Below are 16,568 nucleotides of genomic sequence, written 5' to 3'. Positions count from 1 at the left end.
GCATTCCCCAGTGCTCCCGGAATCCGCACACCTGCCTCCCGAATCAGTTCAAAAGATAATTCCAGCAAAACAAGCTCCGCAATGCTGGAAAATGGTACACCTTCTCTTGCCTGGGCAAAGGACAGAAGCATGTTCGTGGGAAGAATCTGCGTATGAAACCGGATCACCGCAAGATAAAGCCCCGGCAGCAACGTAGCTGCTGCCATTGCCACATAGCGCAGTATTCGAAGAAACGATGCCATTTCAAATCGGTTATACCAGTCCTCACTACTTTCCATAAAACTGTGAAAAACACCTGGTAAAATAAGCGCTGACGGAGAATTATCACAAAGAAGCACTGCTTTTCCATTTAAAATTTCCTGCGCCGCCCGATCCGGTCTTTCCGTAGTCTGATACTGTGGAAATGGGGAAAACCAGGAATCCTCCGTCAGCTGTTCCAGCATTCCGCTGTCCAGAATTCCATCAATTCGAAACTCTCCAAGCCGCTCTTTCACCTGCTCCAGAAATTCCTCCTGCACCAGATCTTTCATGTACACCATCTGTACCAGTGTATGTGATCTCTCCCCAATATAAAATTCCACTACCTTTAATCTGGTATCCCGTAGCCGCTTCCGGATCAGTGCCGAATTTATTTTCACAGAATCAGAGAAGCCTTCCCTGGAACCTCGCAGAACCTTCTCCATCTCCACTTCTGTTACCCCCATGCTTGGATAACCGGCACTGGAAATTTTCATAGCCTGGTCAAATCCGTCCATAAAGAAAACCGCGTTTCCGGCAAGCAGCCCTGCAAACACCTGCTCCATGTCAGTCAGCTTCTTTACATCCGCAATTCCCAGACTGTTATACTCCACAAATTCCTGCATCTCCCCAGGCGAAATCTCCCAGAAATGCCCAACCATTTTTCCAATGGCAGAGTCCTCCAGCATCATATTGGAAGTCGCTACCTCAATATAGACCATCAGACAGTCAACCTTCCGCTCATCCCCCAGCCGCATCTTCCGGATCTGAATATCTCCACAATCTGTCAGACGTTCTCTTATATACCGTTCATTTTCTCGAATATCCTTTGAAATCATAACAATATTATCATTTTTATCCAACACTGCTCCTCTTTTCCATTTTCAGGCAACAAAAGAAAATCCTGCTTGCAGGATTCTCCGCCTGCGGCGGGTCGCTTCGAACGACATCTTTCATTTCGCCGCAGTGCGATCCTGCCCGGTAGGGCTTTTTGTGTATTAGAGCATTCCAACGGAATTTCCTATTACACAAAAAAAAGACACTGGTTATCTCTCCCAGTATCTCCCATAAAAACAATTATATTCATTTTCTCTCAACTTCCCAGAAGGAGGAACGCGGGCAGGATGTGCCCGCTCCGCTCCCAGAAAACCACTCAGTTTACTCTTCTGCCCGAATCGCCTGAATAATTCCCATCCGCTGATTTTCCAGATGTTCAAAAGACAGCTCCTGTGCCGCTTTCACGTCCCGTTCCTTAATCGCCCTGGTAATTTTCTCATGCTCTTTCACCAGACGGTTTCTGGACTCATCCTCTTTCAAATATTCTACACGATATCTGTAGATCTGCTCGCGAAGATTATTCAGAACCTGCATCAGTCTTTTATTATCCGCAGCTTCATAAATTACCTCATGGAAATTAACATCCGCCTCAGCCATCTTTACCAGGTCGCCTTCCGCCGTACTGGTCTGGAAAACCTCAGCCGCCTGCTCCAGCTTCCGGATATCCGCATCTGTCATATTAGCACAGGCCTTCTCAATGGCCATATTTTCCAGAGTGATCCTGACCTCCAGAACGTCATTCAGATCCTTCTCTGTAATATTGGCAACCTGGGCTCCACGTCTCGGGATCATCACAACCAGCCCTTCCAGTTCCAGCTTACGCATGGCCTCCCGGATAGGAGTTCTGCTCACCCCAAGCTTCTCCGCAAGGGCAATCTCCATAAGTCTTTCGCCCGGCTTCAGTTCTCCCTTCAGGATTGCCTGACGCAATGTGTTAAAAACGACCTCCCTAAGTGGAAGATACTCATCCATATGCACTGTAAAATCACTTGTCATTTGTATTTTCCTCCGCTAAAAAACATCTGTGGCAAAAACAGTCTTCGCAAGTCTGCTCTCCCTGAGAACAGCTGCTGCCCGATTCATTTTCTCCTTATCATCAAAAATGCCAAATACAGTAGGACCACTTCCGCTCATCATGGCCTTACGTGCTCCGTTGCTCTCCATCAGATCTTTGATTTCCTGGATCACAGGATATTTGCTGATAATTCCCGGTTCAAATACATTTCCCATTCTGGAAATCATTCCATCAAGATCACCATTTCTGACAGCTGTCACCATACCATCGATATCCGGATGAACCACAGCAGGATCGTCCAGTTTCAGGTTCTCATAAGCAGTCTTGGTTGAAACATTTACTCCTGGTTTTCCCACCAGAACATAGCAGTGAGGTACTCTGGGAAGTCTGGTCAGCTTCTCCCCGATTCCCTCTGCAAGAGCAGTTCCGCGCATCACACAATAAGGAACATCAGCTCCAACCTTCACAGCACGCTTCATCAGCTCTTCCTCAGAAAGTCCCAGTCCAAACAGGCGGTTCACTCCAACAAAAGCAGCTGCCGCATCAGAGCTTCCACCAGCCATGCCAGCTGCTACCGGGATAAACTTCTCCAGGTTCATGGTAAGCCCCTCTTTTATATCAAACTCATCCATTAACATTTTCGCCGCTTTATATACAAGATTCCGCTCGTCAGTAGGAACGTAAGGAATGTTCGTGGTAAGGACAATTCCCGGCTCCTTTTTTTTCTCAATTTCAAGCACGTCATACATCTGTATGGTCTGCATGATCATACGGACTTCGTGATATCCGTCATCACGTTTTCCAACCACGTCAAGTCCCAGATTTATCTTTGCAAGTGCACGTAAACGCATAATTTCCTCCGCTTGTAGCTGCCGCTCACATAAAACCTCTGGCAGGCTCTAAGAGCAACAGTTTCTTTGTACTTTGTATACAATTTTATTAATGCTTTTATTGTAAAATATTTTTGTATTTTTTTCAATACATTTATGCGAGGAAATTTCTCATTCTATATATATCGTTACTGTCCACAACGTGACCAGAGCATGTTTGAAAAGGTTTTCTCCAAATATATGCAGTAAACAGAAAGCAGCCTTACCCTTCCACCTTCTTCACCAACAGCAGCGGCATTCCAGGCACAACTCTGTCCTCTTCCAGTTCATTCAGCTCACAGATTTCCTCCACTGTAGTATAAAATCTTTTCGCAATATCCCACATAGAATCCCCATTTTTCATCACATACACCGTGATTCCCGGCATTGCCTGGATTTTCTCCATATCAAGGGGACGCTCCTCCACTTTACTTATGATCATCCGGTTTTCACACTGAAGCACCAGCACATTGAGACTGATCACAGCCTTCACTTCAATCTCATTGCTGTCGATCATAGACGTTGACAGCTGTTCCAGATCTGCCTGCAGAAAAAAGATACTGTCCTCGTTGATCCCGTTTGCCTCAATTATATGGGAAAAAGGGATCATTCCATCAACAGAATAGAATGGCATTTCATCATTTCCTGTAATATACAGAATTTTCATAAATACAATTCCATCAGCCTGGATTCCATTTTCTACAATTTTCGTTTTCTCAACCTTTACACGTCCCTGGCTGTGACAGATCTGCAGGATTTTCCCCTGGCTTTCCTTCAGTTCAATACGGTCAGATACACGGCATTTGGAGTCATTCCGTACCAGGAGGCTTTCCAGACACATCTCTTTTCCCTGAGGAATGCATTCTTTCAAAGGTGAGTACACATCCAGAATCAGGTCATGCTCTTCTTCGCGGTAAAGCTTCATGTCCAGTTCCAGCACCGTGTCTACACTCATTACCCGTTCTTCCCCATCGGAATCCGGTTTTACTTCAATGCTCTGATGCATAACGGAAAAGCCAATATTTGGAATCATCTCTCCCATACAACCAGTACACTCCACTTCCGTATTAAACGGAAGCACATACTCTGCCCACTGAAGCGGATTTTCTTCATCTTCTCCCGAATACAGGACAAAAACTGACAGCTCCCCTCTTGCCTTCACCACATTATCCTCTGGACGCAGATCCATTCCACGGACATCGATGGTATACCACAAAAGCTGTTCAATGTTCGGTTTATTGGACACCAAAGTCACTTCATCCTTAATCCGCATAGTGTCCTTTTTATGTACCATAAGACTCATTAAACGGACTTTCTTCCTTTTTACTGAAATTCCCTCCTCACTGATTTCCACCGGAAGCTGAATCCCTGCCATTTCATCTACCACTGCATAAAAGGTGACAATTGCTTTTATGTTTAGTTTTCGGGAATGAATCATGTGCACGCTGAGATCCTCAATCTCCCACTTCAGGCACATTTTATCCCCACTTGCAATCCCTTCCAGGTTCAAAGTCTCATCAAAAGGCAGTTTTGCCCCCAGACTGCTCACCTTCTGGTTTTCTTCCCCCACATAGAGAATATCCACGTTCAGGTTTCCGCTGATAAATGCCTTTCCTTCGCTAAGACGCACTTCATCCATGGAAACGTCACCCTTGTTCTGGATCAGTCGGCCCACATCCGGCTTTGCATCTGGTACATTATAATCTGTATCAAACGTTACCTGGCTGGCTGCACGGCTTTTTATCTGAAGCATCTGCACACTTTCTTTTCTTAATTCCACGATTTTCCACTCCTTTTTCACCAGACTGCTATATTGCATCATTTTCGCTTTTTTCAGTAAAGCGTTCAAAAATCACAGGTTCTTTTCGGTATTCCGTCTTCACCACGATGTAAGGATAGGAAGGCGGACTGATCGTTATTTTCTCGTCTGATGGCCCCAGCAGCATTGTCCGGAAAAAAACAGCCTGGGAAGTCCACCCCAGTTCTTCCACAGAAATACTGTAACCTCCGCTCATTTGCTCCCCGTATCCTTTTACAAGAAACAGGTCTTTTTCACATTGATAGGTCAGCTGAAATTCATTCTTCTTTTTCTCCTGTATCAGGGCAGCCAGTTCTGCCGGTATCTCTTCATTTTTTACAATGGAATACTCCAGAGGCTTCCGCGGCTCTTCCTCAATGCGGATAAAATTGCATCCACTGATCAAAAGCAGTGACCACAAAATTACTCCCAGAAGAACTGCTTTTGTTTTTTTCATTCTGCCACCTCAGATGTCTCGTTGCTGTTCATCTGATGCTCAGCCTTTAAACACAGCAAACAGCAATCTCCATTTATTTTATTGTATGAGGAATAAAAAAGATTTATTGCAAGAATTTTTCAAATTACATATAATAGACATAAACAATATGCCAAAACATGCTTCCTACGCATGAGGCACAGATCAAAGAAAGGAAAATCATATGATTCGTTTTATTTTATGCGTGATTGTAGTGGTTGGATTCCTGATTTTATCCATTCCCATTCTCTTTGTAGAATGGATCATCGGCAAATTCAATCCTATGGCAAAGGAAATCAGCTCTCTTCGGATCGTTCAGGCAGTATTTCGTTTTATCCTGTGGATATCCGGTGTGAAGCTGACTGTTATCGGAGAGGAAAATGTACCAACTGATGTGCCGGTTCTTTATATCGGAAATCACAGAAGCTTTTTTGATGTACCGATCACTTATCCACGCTGCCCCATCCGTACCGGCTATATCGCAAAAAAAGAGATGGAAAAGGTTCCTCTGCTTTCTACCTGGATGAAACGTCTTCACTGCCTGTTTCTTGACCGTAATGACCTGAAGCAGGGCCTGAAAACCATTCTCACTGCTATTGAGAAAGTGAAATCCGGCATTTCCATCTGCATTTTCCCAGAGGGTACACGAAACAAAAATGAAGATGAACTGGACATGCTTCCATTCCATGAGGGCAGCTTCAAAATTGCCGCAAAGACAAACTGTCCGATCATCCCGATGGCGATCAGCGGCTCCGCTGATATCTGGGAAAACCATTTTCCAAGAGTTAAGAAAACCCACGTTATCCTGGAATATGGCAAACCAATCTACATAGACCAGCTGGAAAAAGAGGACAAAAAACATCTGGGTGCTTATACACAGAATATCATTCATGAAATGCTGGTAAAAAATAAAGCGCAGTTATAATGCGTCAGCTTCCAACTGGCAGGACAGACCTTTACATAAAGAATTTAAGGCTGTCCTGCTTTTGGGTTCTGGAGCTTGTTTGAAAAATCATTCCCGCATTTTTATAACATCATTCTCACTAATCTCAAGAATATCTGCAATCTCCGCTGCAGTCATCCCTTTTTTCATCAATGACTGGGCTATTTCCCTATCACGCAGCTGTATTCCTTTCTGTATTCCTTTCTGTATTCCACACAACTCCCCAGCCTCAAACTCGGCTTCTCTCAGCTTTCGTTCTTCCTCTTCTTTATCATACTCAAATATACTCACTGCGATAACCTCCGCTCTTTTATTCTGAAGAAAATCTTTTAGAATTCCATTCTGAATGCACTCATCCACAGCTTTTTTCACAGCTGCTTCTAGTTCCATATATTGGGCATACTTACGTACCTTTGCTACATATACTGCATATTCTCTTAACGTCTGACACTGTTCCAGCAGTTCTCGGTTTCTTCCTTCATTAATGTTCAACGTTACCACTTTAAGCTCCAGTTTCGGCTCACCAGATAGGTTCTCATACGCTTCTGACAGACAATTTTCCCATCTTTCATCTGTCTTCTCTATACCGTTGTAGAATACAATAAAATTTGGTGCAGGGATTTTCTGCAGTGTCGATGAATACAGAGACTTCTTATTCACCAATTTCTGGTATTCTGCTGATATGTAAAAAAGATCCCTCAGGGGCATATTAGGTGTGTAGGTTGACTGATGTTCATACAGAAAAAGATTGGTGCCAATAATAAATGCCAGATCATTTTTCATTCCCATATAAATAGCATTCTCTAGTGTCACAATCTCCAGTTCTTCCGGATTCTCATATGATGTTCCGTTAATCGCATTATAAAGCGAAAGCAGATTTTTACGGTCGGAAAAAAGCATTCTGAATATTGTATCCTTGTAGTTTCTGTTTACCATAATCTGGTCCTCCTTTTCTTGCAGGAGTCAGAAAATACAGATTAACTCTTATTTGTTAACCAATCACGTTCAGAACTCCTGCTTTTTTCATTTTTAATGGGTTTAAAAGCATGAATTTCTGAAATGCAATTAGATAAATCAGATGGCTGACGTGCCATGAACTATATAAGAAATATGCTTTTTATCATAGTAACATTGTCCATGCTAATTTACAAGTACTTTATTTATCATAAGATTTCAGTTTTTTCTTTCTCCGGACTTCCTTCGGCGATTCCCCATAAGCTTCCTTAAATTTTCGCAAAAAACCTTTGTAATTGGTAATCCCGTTTTTATCCAGAAGAAATGTTATATTTTTATCTGTCTCCAGAAGATCTGTGTGGAAATGCTCCATGCGGATCTGATTTACATAAGCCAGGAAGGTCTGTCCTGTATATTTGCGAAAAAGACGACAGAAATGCTCTGGTGTAATGGACAAAAGCCCAGCAGCATCGGCAAGGGAAATTCTTTCCCCATAATGTTCCCGGACAAATTCCATGCACAGCTTCATCCTCTCCAAGTCTCGCAAAGTGCCGTGAGTGTTTTCTGTATCTTCCTCACTCCTGATTCCTTCTGTATAAAGAAAATAAAGTAAACGGTAAACAGCAGAAAGCACCAGAAGATGATAGCCTTCTTTTTTTCCTTCATAAAAGCCTGCAATTTTCCGAAATACGTCTCTCAACTGATCATACAAATCATCAGCCCGATTTGTAGACTTTCGATTCTCCCTCATCTCCACAAGTCCCTTTCGCTGCACATTCTCCAGTTGTTCTCCCTGAACACATGCGTCAGCTGATTTCGACCTTATAAGCTCCTGAAATTTCAGTCCCTTCCACTTTGCAGAAATTCTTTCCAGATGAACCGGCGGGATCTGTAAAAGATAATACCTGGCATCCTCATGCGTGTAGGTATAATGGATATCATTGGAATTTACCAGAAAAATATCCCCTTTTTCCAACTCATAACTCACATCATTAATAGATGCTGTAATCTCGCCGCAAAGCACATAAATAATTTCCAAATGCTCATGCCAGTGCGCCGGTAACAATTCATCCCAGGTATTTACATATGTAAAATGAATTTTCCCCAAATGATCATCCAGCACGTTTTCATATTCTGCTCTCATAGTATTCCTCACCTTCTTTTTTCACTCAAATTTCCCGACTTCCATAATACGCAACACTTATGCTGCAGGTTTAAAATCAAAATACAACATTTATGCTACAGGTTCAAAATCAAAATATACCATTTATTCTTTATGATAATATATAATATTTCATCTATAATATCAAGAAAGACCTATAAAAGAAGCAATAAACCATCTAGTACACCACCGCTTTTTCCAGTACAATAGCAATATCAAGGCAACTACACGAAAAAAACTTTCTAATTATAAATTTATCTACAGGAGGACATCCCACAATGAACAAATGGATCAGAGTTAAATTCCAGCCAAACCTTCCCCTTAAGGAAAGCGGCCGTGTTACCGCAAGCAAAGAACATATCCTTCTTTCCAAAGAAGCCGCCAAGGAAGGTATGGTTCTTTTAAAAAATGAGAAAAATCTGCTTCCTCTTGTTGAGGGCACACGCATCGCCCTTTTCGGCAAGGGCAGCTTCGACTATGTAAAAGGCGGCGGCGGAAGCGGTGATGTTATGGTTTCTTATGTACACAACCTTTACGACGGGCTGAAAATGCAGGAAGGCGCCGTTCAGATCTATGAGCCATTATCCGCATTTTACCGCACCGATATCCAACACCAGTATGAAAAGGGTGCCGCACCAGGAATGACGGTAGAGCCAGAGCTTTCCCCAGAACTTGCTGACGGCGCAAAAGCATTTGCTGACGTTGCAGTTGTTGTGATCAGCCGTTTCTCTGGCGAAGGCTGGGACCGTTCCAACATTGAATGCAACAACGAATTTAATCCATGGGATACAGAAACCACCATGCCGAAAATTTCCGGCGAAGTTTTCCCAGATGGTGACTTCTATCTCACTGCCCGTGAGAAAGCAATGCTTTCCATGGTAAAAGAGCGCTTCGATGATATCGTGGTAGTTCTCAACATCGGCGGAATCATGGATCTTTCCTGGGTAAAAAATGACGACCAGATTTCCTCCGCTCTTCTTGGATGGCAGGGTGGCATGGAAGGCGGGCTTGCCATGGCGGAGCTTCTCACCGGCAAAGGGAATCCATCCGGTAAGCTGGCCGACACTTTTGCTGCAGACGTAAATGATTATCCATCCACAGCCAACTTCCATGAGTCTTTTGATTATGTAAACTATACGGAAGATATTTATGTAGGCTACCGCTATTTTGAAACTCTTCCAGGGGCACAAAAAAAAGTAATCTATCCATTTGGATATGGACTTTCCTACACCACCTTTGGCCTGGACACCATCGCTATGTGGGAAACAGAGGATCAGATTTTCGCTGAGGTTCAGGTAACCAACACCGGTAACCTGGCTGGAAAAGAAGTTGTCCAGATTTATTTCGAAGCTCCACAGGGACTTCTGAAGAAACCAGCCCGCCAGCTTGCCGCTTTTGCAAAAACCCGTCTTCTTCAGCCAGGCGAGACACAGCAGATCCGCCTTTCCTTTGCAAAGGCTGACATGGCTTCCTACGATGACCTTGGAAAAATCAAGAAATCCGCATATATTCTGGAAAAAGGTACTTATAAGTTCTATATTGGAACTTCTGTGCGCGACACCAAGGAGAGCATCCTGACAATGGAACTGGCTGAAAATGTAATCACAAAGCAGCTGACAGCTCATCTTGTTCCAACCAGCCTGAAAGAGCGTATGCTCTCTGACGGCAGTTTTGAGGAGCTTCCACAGTCTGCATGCAACGACATGAACGAATGCGTATTTGAGAAAATGGAGCCGGGCACTGAGGAAGGTATTACCCCTGCAGTCCGCAGCTGTGCACGTGGCACACTTTTCGACAACTTTGGCAGAAAGCAGTTTATTGATGTGGCAGAAGGCAGACTTTCCCTGGATGATTTTATGGCACAGTTAAACGATGATGATTTGCTTCATCTTCTGGGAGGACAGCCAAACGTAGGTGTTTCCAATACCTTCGGCTTTGGAAATCTTCCGGATTACGGTGTTCCCTCCATTATGACAGCAGACGGGCCTGCCGGTCTTCGTATCAGCGGAGAATGCAGCATGAACACAACAGCATGGCCTTGTGCAACCCTTCTTGCATGCACCTGGAACCCGACACTTGTTCAGCAGGTGGGACAGGCTGGTGCCGAGGAAGTGAAGGAGAACAATCTTGCAGTATGGCTTACCCCTGCTGTGAATATCCACAGAAACCCACTTTGCGGAAGAAACTTCGAGTACTATTCCGAGGATCCGCTGATTGCCGGAAAGATGGGCGCAGCTATGGTAAAAGGTATCCAGTCCCAGCACATTGCAGCTTCTGTGAAGCATTTTGCAGCAAATAACAAAGAGACCAACAGAAAGCACAGCGATTCCCGTGTTTCCGAGCGTGCACTTCGCGAGATCTATCTGAAAGGTTTCGAGATCATTGTAAAAGAAGCACAGCCATGGACGATCATGTCCTCCTACAATGCAATCAATGGTCACCGCGCTTCTGAGAACCGTGAGCTTCTGGAAGATGTTCTCCGCGGCGAGTGGGGCTTCAAGGGAATGGTCACCACTGACTGGTGGACAAGAGCAGAGCATTACAAAGAAATCAAGGCCGGAAATGACGTAAAAATGGGAACTGGTTTCCCAGAACGTGTGAAAAAGGCCATGGAAATGGGACAGCTTGGCCGCCCGGAATTAGAGCACTGTGCAAGACGGGTGCTGGAACTGATTCTGAAGATTGACTGAAATTGAATTTTAGTTATAAAGAAACCCATGGCAATTTTATTTCTGTTGCCATGGGCTTCTTATTTAGGCTCTGGAGCGTGTTTGAAAATACAATCCGAATTATTAGTATTATGTTTTATACATTTTATTTTCTCTCTGACGGATACCTATGCAGCCAGGGCACCGACGAGGTAATCTTATGGAAATTTTCTCTTACAATTTCCTTCTTTTTCCCATTTTCCCCAAGAATCAACAGGCGATCTGCCATAGCCAGGGAATCCGATAAATTCAAAGATAAGATCACCACCGAAATCCCCTTATCCAGGAACTTTTCCAACATACTCCAGACAAACATCCTGTGAGCAAGATCAGCGCCGCAGAAAGGCTGAATACAAAACAGAATCTCCGGTTTCTGCAAAAATACTCTTGTATACACCAGCTGATACTTCTGCTTTTCACTCAGTTCCTCCACCGGCATTTCAAAAACATCTGTCCCTAATATGGGACTGTATTCATTCCGAATACTTTTCTGAAGACGTTTGTTGTGCCAGATTGAAGGAACTTTTTCTGCCAGACAAATACAGAGATTATTCATATAATCCAGTTTCGGAAAAATCATGGTTTTTGTAGTACGTTCCTGGATTACTGCAATCCTGCCATTTCCCGGAATCTCTGTCTGCTTCCCATTCAACAGGATTTCTCCACTTTCCGGTAAAATATCTCCGGTCAGAATCTTCCGTAGCTCCTCCATTCCCCTGGCATCCATAATCTGTACGGCCAGGCATTCTCCTTTATGCACATCAAAGGAAAAATTGCAGGCTGCATCCTCTCCGTAGCCCTTCCATTGAAAAACAACCGGTGCAGCCTGCTGCCCTTCCCTTTTTTCCGTATGATAACGGACCATGTCGTTATATTCCGTCATGTAAGTTACGGGCGGATCATTGAACAGCTCCTCTCTTTCCAGAATCTTCTGGATTCTTCCATTGGTAAACAGCGCACATCTGTCACAGATACTGGAAATCTCTTCCAGATGAGAACAGATATAAAGAAAAGAAAACCCTTTTTTCACATAACGACGGATAATTCCATGGAGCTTTTTCAACTCATCATCACTGACAAGGGCTCCAACTTCGTCCAGCACGATCAGATGATATCCCATAATCACAGCCCGGAGCAATTCTACAATGATCCGTTCAAAAGTAGAAAGCTTCTCCACATCTTTATTAAGGGGAATGTCCATTCCGATATCTTCTAAAAAAGGTTCCATCTGCCGGTTCAGGATCTTTGTGCGGATCACCCACTGGCGAAAGCCCGGACGCAGGACAAAAATATTATCTGCAATGTTCAGATTTCCTGCCAGAGAACTTTTCTCCTGGATAATGCTGATCCTGTTTGCTGCCTTGTAATTCTCTTTCCAGGTGTTTACCTTTTCCCCTCCATAATAAATATAACCGTCATAGAGGGGAAGATTCCGTTCCAGAAGCTTCAGAAGAGCTGTTTTTCCATGACTGTTAACAGGCATAAATCCCATAATCTCTCCCTGAAAAATCTGAAGATTGAAGTCCTCCAGCTTCACAACCTCATCCTCTTTATACGTCACACGCTCCATTCTGAGAACTTCGTTTCTCATACCAACACGCTCCTGTTTTTCACCTGTCTGTCGTCAGTAAGTATAGGGATGGTGATCTCCACATCTGTTCCTTCTCCTGGTACAGAATAAACATGCATGCCATATTCATCCCCAAAGATCAAATGGATTCTGTTATTCACATTCACCAGAGCAATTCCGCCCTGTTTTTCTTCATTGTCGTGAATGGCCTTGGTTGACTTGCCCAGCTTCTGGTTCAGCTTTGCTAAAGTCATCTCGTCCATTCCCACCCCATCGTCTGAAATACGGATGAGCAGGCGATCCTTTGTACACTGAAAACGGATATAAAGATTTCCACCGCCAACCTTCAGCTCCACGCCATGGATAATGCTGTTTTCCAGAATCGGCTGCAACGTCAGTTTGGGGATTCTGCAGTTCATGATCTTTTCATACTCTGCAATATCATAATCAATATGAAGCTGCAGCCGGTCCCCGAAACGATATTTCTGAATTCCAAAATAAGTCTCACAGTTATCCAGTTCTTCCTCCACAGAAACCAGATTCTCCACCTTGGTAATGGTGTAACGGAAAAATCTTGCCAGGGCTTCTGTCATATCTGCAACGCTGTCCAGACCTGCAATAATAGCTTCTCCACGGATGCTTTCCAGTGTATTGTAAAGAAAGTGGGGATTGATCTGATTCTGCAAAGCCAGGTACTGAGCCTGTCTTTTGTTCAGATCCATATACTGGGGAGAACGCACAATGCGGTCTACCATTTTCATCTGCTTCTGGATGCTTGGAGTCAGGTTCAAGAGTTCCATATCTTCTTTTTCGGAAAAAATATAACCATCCAGAAAACGATCCGTCATTTTTTCACAGCGCATGTAAGGGCGGTGAATCCACAGCCAGAATACAATCGGAAACAAAATTGCAAATATTGTTATAATTATGGCCATCCACCAGGGTGTTTCGCCTTTATATGCCAATAACAGCTGAATTACCGCCAGAATAATAAAACTCCCGAAGACTACCGTTCCCAGGACAAGAGCCCGGTTGGATATGTATTTCAGTTTTTCTTTAAATTTCATTTTTGATTTATCCATACAATTTTCTATATGTAGAGGGTTTCACCCCTGCCGCTTTCTCAAAGGTATGTGTGAAATGTTTCGGATCGTTATATCCTACCCTCCTGCAGATTTCTGTTACTGGAAGATTGGATTCCCGAAGGAGTAGCTTGGCCTGTTCCATTCTCACGTTGATCAGATATTTTGCAAAACCTTCTCCTTCTGTCTTCTTGAATAAGGCACTGAAATAAGCAGTGCTAAGTCCCACTATCTCGCTGACTTCCTCTAAAGTCAGCGGATCACTGAAATGGTTCTGGATATATTCCTTTGCCTTGCGAACCGGGCGGATAGTATCAGTTTCATAGCGTTCAGCCTGCTCCTGGATATATTTTTTCTGGAAATCCCCAAGACAGGAAAAAATTTCCTCTATTTTTCCACATTTATCACACTGTTTACGGAATTCCTCCACAGTAGCAGTACGCTCTGGAATCCGAATACTTGCCGCAAAAATATCAGCTGCTGCATACACCAGTTCAAAAATCTCGCTGCCACGAATTTCTTTCGCCTTATTTACCGTATCCTGCAAATCCTCTACTGCTTCTGCTGCATTCTGAATGCTGGAAATTTCTACGGCATGAGTAATCTCACGAAGATACTTTTTCAGCAACTCGCTCTCCTGGATTTCTGAAGCTTTTCCCAGACAGTCAAGAACCCGTCCGTCCCCTTTTACCAGCCTTTCCTGGATCAGTTTTCGGGCTTCCTGCATAGAGTCAGCCAAATGCTCTGCCTCTTTGTATGCAGCTCCAACTGCCATGGAAAAGCTTACATGCTGAAACATATTTTTCTGGATTTCCATCTGGGTAAGGCTGCTCTTCATGCTCCGGCGGATGGATTCCTTCTCACTTTCCGGATAGTTAAGAATACCGTAGCAATAGTCATCACGAATCAGAAGAACTAATTCGCGGCTGTCTTTTTTCAGATTTCGTTCCAGGACCTCACGTACTTTTTCCATAAGGATTTCACTGGAAGTGGAGCTGATCTCTCGTGCGCCAGCCAGACCTGTTGTTCCATCCATTCTGCCGCCAGAAATGATCTTTCTTCCATAATCCACTTTTACACAAAACGCCTGGTACACTCCCTGTCTTGCTTTCAGATGATAAATGCTCGTCAATGTGTCCTGTGAAACCGGCATATCCGGCTGATCCAGCAGCCGGTCGATCAGATTTGCCCGTAAATGGTCATCATCCCTTTTCGCCTTATTTACAAGCTCCTGATGATTCAGTTCCGACTCCTTGCGCTCCCCGATCTTTTTCTGCAATTTCTGCAGGGTAGCAGTCAGTTCCCCCTTGTTTACCGGCTTCAGAAGATAATGTCCCACACCGTAACTGATAGCCTGCTGTGCATACTCGAAATGGGCGTAACCGCTGATTATGATTACTTCCAGAGCGGAATCCAGCTCCTTCACCCTTTTTACCAGCTCCAGGCCACTGCAGCCTGGCATGCGGATATCTGTGATCAGAATATCCGGCTGTGTCTGCCGTACCATTTCGCAGGCTTCCTCTCCGTTGTGGGCGATTCCCACCACCTTCATTCCCATAGAATCCCAGTCGATCAGTGCCTGGATCAGCTGGCAGATCCGCACCTCATCATCTGCAATTACTACCTTTAAAATCTCCATGTTCTCCGTCCCCATTACATGATTACTGTGAAGAAATTTCCCCATTTTTTTAGAAACTCTCTCCACTTTTTCTTACTTCTAATAATAATCCATTTCAGCATTTTAAGCAAGAAAACCGCCGGAAAAACCGACGGTTTCTTGCTCCTTATAATTACTGCCCCAGCCGTCATCATATCCATGACGTTCCATGAACAATATTCCTTTTATTTCAGATTATTTATCAGAATCCTTTGTGATCACAGATACACCTGTATCTGTAACTTCTCCGCCGAGTTCCTCGCCGTTGATTGCTTTTACAGCTGCTTTTACGCCTTCAGATCCCATAACATCTGGGTTCTGAGCCATTGTGCAAAGAAGATATCCGTCGTCGATCAGGTTCAGAATCGCGTCAGATTTATCAAAACCAACACCGATGATGTCAGCGTTTCCAGCTGCTTTGATGGCATTTCCGGCACCAGTTGTGGAGCCTTCATTACATCCGAAGATACCAACAACACCCTGTGTAATGTAGTTCTCTGCGATACTCTGGGATTTTGCAGCATCACCTTCGCCGTACTGGGTTTCCATGATCTCGAAGTCTGTGCCGTCAAATGCTGCGCGGAAGCCTTCCTCACGGTTTACGCAGGAATCAGTAGCTGCGTTTACATTAATGATACCGATTTTACCAGATGTAATACCAGCATCCTCAAGCGCCTTCTTCATCTCTTCTCCTGCTGTTGTTCCAGCTGCCTCATTGTCTGTGGAGAAAGTAGCTTCTGCCTCTACATTTGCAGGGGAATCAACATATACGATCTTAATTCCCTGATCTTTTGCTTCCTGAAGTGCGGAAGAAATAGCGTCTGGTCCGTTTGCAGCAACCATGATTGCATCATAACCGCCTGCTACTGCATTGTTTACACACTCGATCTGCTGAGCGTCATCTTTTGTATTCGGGGACATGAAGTCAACTGTTACACCAAGCTCTTTTGCTTCTTCCTGAGCGCCTTCGTTCAGGGTGATCCAGTGCTGGTCGATAGAGTCCATTGTGATCAGCGCAATTTTCTCATCGCCTGTAGCCTTAACATCATCTGATGCATAAACAGTAGCTGCTCCAAGGGAAGCGATCATAGATACTGCACATACCATAGCTAAAAGTTTTCTTTTCATTGTAAAAATCCTCCTAAAAATTATTTTTTATAACTACCCGCCTTCTCCATTTGCGGTTTAGTTTCATGAAATTATTTTACATCTCCCATATTCAGTTGTCGATTTCATTTTCCTGTGAAAAATACTGTTTTCT

13 protein-coding genes are annotated in these 16,568 nt (G+C 43.9%); 2 read left to right on the top strand and 11 right to left on the bottom strand.

Annotated features, from left to right (window positions below; translation table 11 throughout):
• The 5 genes from AB5170_RS01165 to AB5170_RS01145 all read right to left on the bottom strand — a co-directional run.
• On the bottom strand, positions 1 to 1,100 hold a 1,100-nt coding region (locus AB5170_RS01165; RefSeq protein ID WP_368365031.1), incomplete at its 3' end, for a spore germination protein.
• A gap of 295 nt (positions 1,101 to 1,395) precedes the next feature.
• Positions 1,396 to 2,070 (bottom strand): GntR family transcriptional regulator, encoded by a 675-nt coding sequence (locus AB5170_RS01160; protein ID WP_118577596.1) that lies wholly within the window; start codon positions 2,068 to 2,070, stop codon positions 1,396 to 1,398.
• A 15-nt stretch (positions 2,071 to 2,085) separates the two neighbouring features.
• Positions 2,086 to 2,940: a 4-(cytidine 5'-diphospho)-2-C-methyl-D-erythritol kinase gene (gene ispE / locus AB5170_RS01155; RefSeq protein WP_368361336.1), complete on the bottom strand. Its 855-nt coding sequence runs from the start codon at positions 2,938 to 2,940 to the stop codon at positions 2,086 to 2,088.
• A 241-nt stretch (positions 2,941 to 3,181) separates the two neighbouring features.
• Positions 3,182 to 4,738, bottom strand: a complete 1,557-nt coding sequence (locus AB5170_RS01150) for an SPOCS domain-containing protein (RefSeq protein WP_368361335.1) — start codon at positions 4,736 to 4,738, stop codon at positions 3,182 to 3,184.
• A 28-nt stretch (positions 4,739 to 4,766) separates the two neighbouring features.
• The gene (locus AB5170_RS01145; protein WP_118577599.1) at positions 4,767 to 5,213 is read right to left on the bottom strand and encodes a protease complex subunit PrcB family protein; all 447 of its coding nucleotides are present in this window, start codon (positions 5,211 to 5,213) and stop codon (positions 4,767 to 4,769) included.
• Between the two features lie 202 nt (positions 5,214 to 5,415).
• Here AB5170_RS01145 and AB5170_RS01140 point away from each other — a divergent pair, with 202 nt between their 5' ends.
• A complete protein-coding gene (locus tag AB5170_RS01140) occupies positions 5,416 to 6,156 on the top strand; it encodes a 1-acyl-sn-glycerol-3-phosphate acyltransferase (protein WP_118577600.1) in 741 nt (246 codons plus the stop codon).
• A gap of 87 nt (positions 6,157 to 6,243) precedes the next feature.
• Here AB5170_RS01140 and AB5170_RS01135 read toward each other — a convergent pair whose 3' ends face one another.
• Together AB5170_RS01135 and AB5170_RS01130 are read right to left on the bottom strand one after the other, a co-directional pair.
• Positions 6,244 to 7,110, bottom strand: a complete 867-nt coding sequence (locus tag AB5170_RS01135) for a hypothetical protein (RefSeq protein WP_368361334.1) — start codon at positions 7,108 to 7,110, stop codon at positions 6,244 to 6,246.
• A 220-nt stretch (positions 7,111 to 7,330) separates the two neighbouring features.
• Positions 7,331 to 8,272: an AraC family transcriptional regulator gene (locus AB5170_RS01130; RefSeq protein WP_173770787.1), complete on the bottom strand. Its 942-nt coding sequence runs from the start codon at positions 8,270 to 8,272 to the stop codon at positions 7,331 to 7,333.
• Between the two features lie 296 nt (positions 8,273 to 8,568).
• Between AB5170_RS01130 and AB5170_RS01125 the strand changes: the two genes are divergently transcribed.
• Entirely contained in the window at positions 8,569 to 10,980 is a 2,412-nt protein-coding gene (locus AB5170_RS01125; protein ID WP_272105094.1) for a glycoside hydrolase family 3 N-terminal domain-containing protein, read from the top strand.
• Positions 10,981 to 11,104: 124 nt separating this feature from the next.
• Here AB5170_RS01125 and AB5170_RS01120 read toward each other — a convergent pair whose 3' ends face one another.
• From AB5170_RS01120 to AB5170_RS01105, 4 genes are all read right to left on the bottom strand, one after another.
• The gene (locus tag AB5170_RS01120; RefSeq protein WP_368361333.1) at positions 11,105 to 12,589 is read right to left on the bottom strand and encodes an ATP-binding cassette domain-containing protein; all 1,485 of its coding nucleotides are present in this window, start codon (positions 12,587 to 12,589) and stop codon (positions 11,105 to 11,107) included.
• The gene (locus AB5170_RS01115) at positions 12,586 to 13,635 is read right to left on the bottom strand and encodes a sensor histidine kinase (RefSeq protein ID WP_148461526.1); all 1,050 of its coding nucleotides are present in this window, start codon (positions 13,633 to 13,635) and stop codon (positions 12,586 to 12,588) included. Before AB5170_RS01115 ends, AB5170_RS01120 begins: the two co-directional genes overlap by 4 nt.
• Positions 13,636 to 13,642: 7 nt before the next feature.
• The gene (locus AB5170_RS01110; RefSeq protein WP_173715745.1) at positions 13,643 to 15,289 is read right to left on the bottom strand and encodes a response regulator; all 1,647 of its coding nucleotides are present in this window, start codon (positions 15,287 to 15,289) and stop codon (positions 13,643 to 13,645) included.
• 213 nt (positions 15,290 to 15,502) lie between these two features.
• Positions 15,503 to 16,435: an ABC transporter substrate-binding protein gene (locus tag AB5170_RS01105; protein WP_148461524.1), complete on the bottom strand. Its 933-nt coding sequence runs from the start codon at positions 16,433 to 16,435 to the stop codon at positions 15,503 to 15,505.
• Positions 16,436 to 16,568 lie beyond the last annotated feature (133 nt).

Origin of the sequence: Ruminococcus sp. RTP21484sp1_RTP21281st1_A8_RTP21281_210402 (assembly GCF_040914025.1) — a bacterium.
Lineage (GTDB): Bacteria > Bacillota > Clostridia > Lachnospirales > Lachnospiraceae > Blautia_A > Blautia_A faecis.
Note: the sequence above shows the minus strand (reverse complement) of the source record. Positions and strands in the feature narration are given on the sequence as shown.

Coding starts and splice junctions, on each gene's coding strand:
- AB5170_RS01160 (WP_118577596.1), bottom strand. CDS start 2,070: ATGACAAGTGATTTTACAGTGCATATGGATGAGTATCTTCCACTTAGG.
- ispE (WP_368361336.1), bottom strand. CDS start 2,940: ATGCGTTTACGTGCACTTGCAAAGATAAATCTGGGACTTGACGTGGTT.
- AB5170_RS01145 (WP_118577599.1), bottom strand. CDS start 5,213: ATGAAAAAAACAAAAGCAGTTCTTCTGGGAGTAATTTTGTGGTCACTG.
- AB5170_RS01140 (WP_118577600.1), top strand. CDS start 5,416: ATGATTCGTTTTATTTTATGCGTGATTGTAGTGGTTGGATTCCTGATT.
- AB5170_RS01135 (WP_368361334.1), bottom strand. CDS start 7,110: ATGGTAAACAGAAACTACAAGGATACAATATTCAGAATGCTTTTTTCC.
- AB5170_RS01130 (WP_173770787.1), bottom strand. CDS start 8,272: ATGAGAGCAGAATATGAAAACGTGCTGGATGATCATTTGGGGAAAATT.
- AB5170_RS01125 (WP_272105094.1), top strand. CDS start 8,569: ATGAACAAATGGATCAGAGTTAAATTCCAGCCAAACCTTCCCCTTAAG.
- AB5170_RS01120 (WP_368361333.1), bottom strand. CDS start 12,589: ATGAGAAACGAAGTTCTCAGAATGGAGCGTGTGACGTATAAAGAGGAT.
- AB5170_RS01115 (WP_148461526.1), bottom strand. CDS start 13,635: ATGAAATTTAAAGAAAAACTGAAATACATATCCAACCGGGCTCTTGTC.
- AB5170_RS01110 (WP_173715745.1), bottom strand. CDS start 15,289: ATGGAGATTTTAAAGGTAGTAATTGCAGATGATGAGGTGCGGATCTGC.
- AB5170_RS01105 (WP_148461524.1), bottom strand. CDS start 16,435: ATGAAAAGAAAACTTTTAGCTATGGTATGTGCAGTATCTATGATCGCT.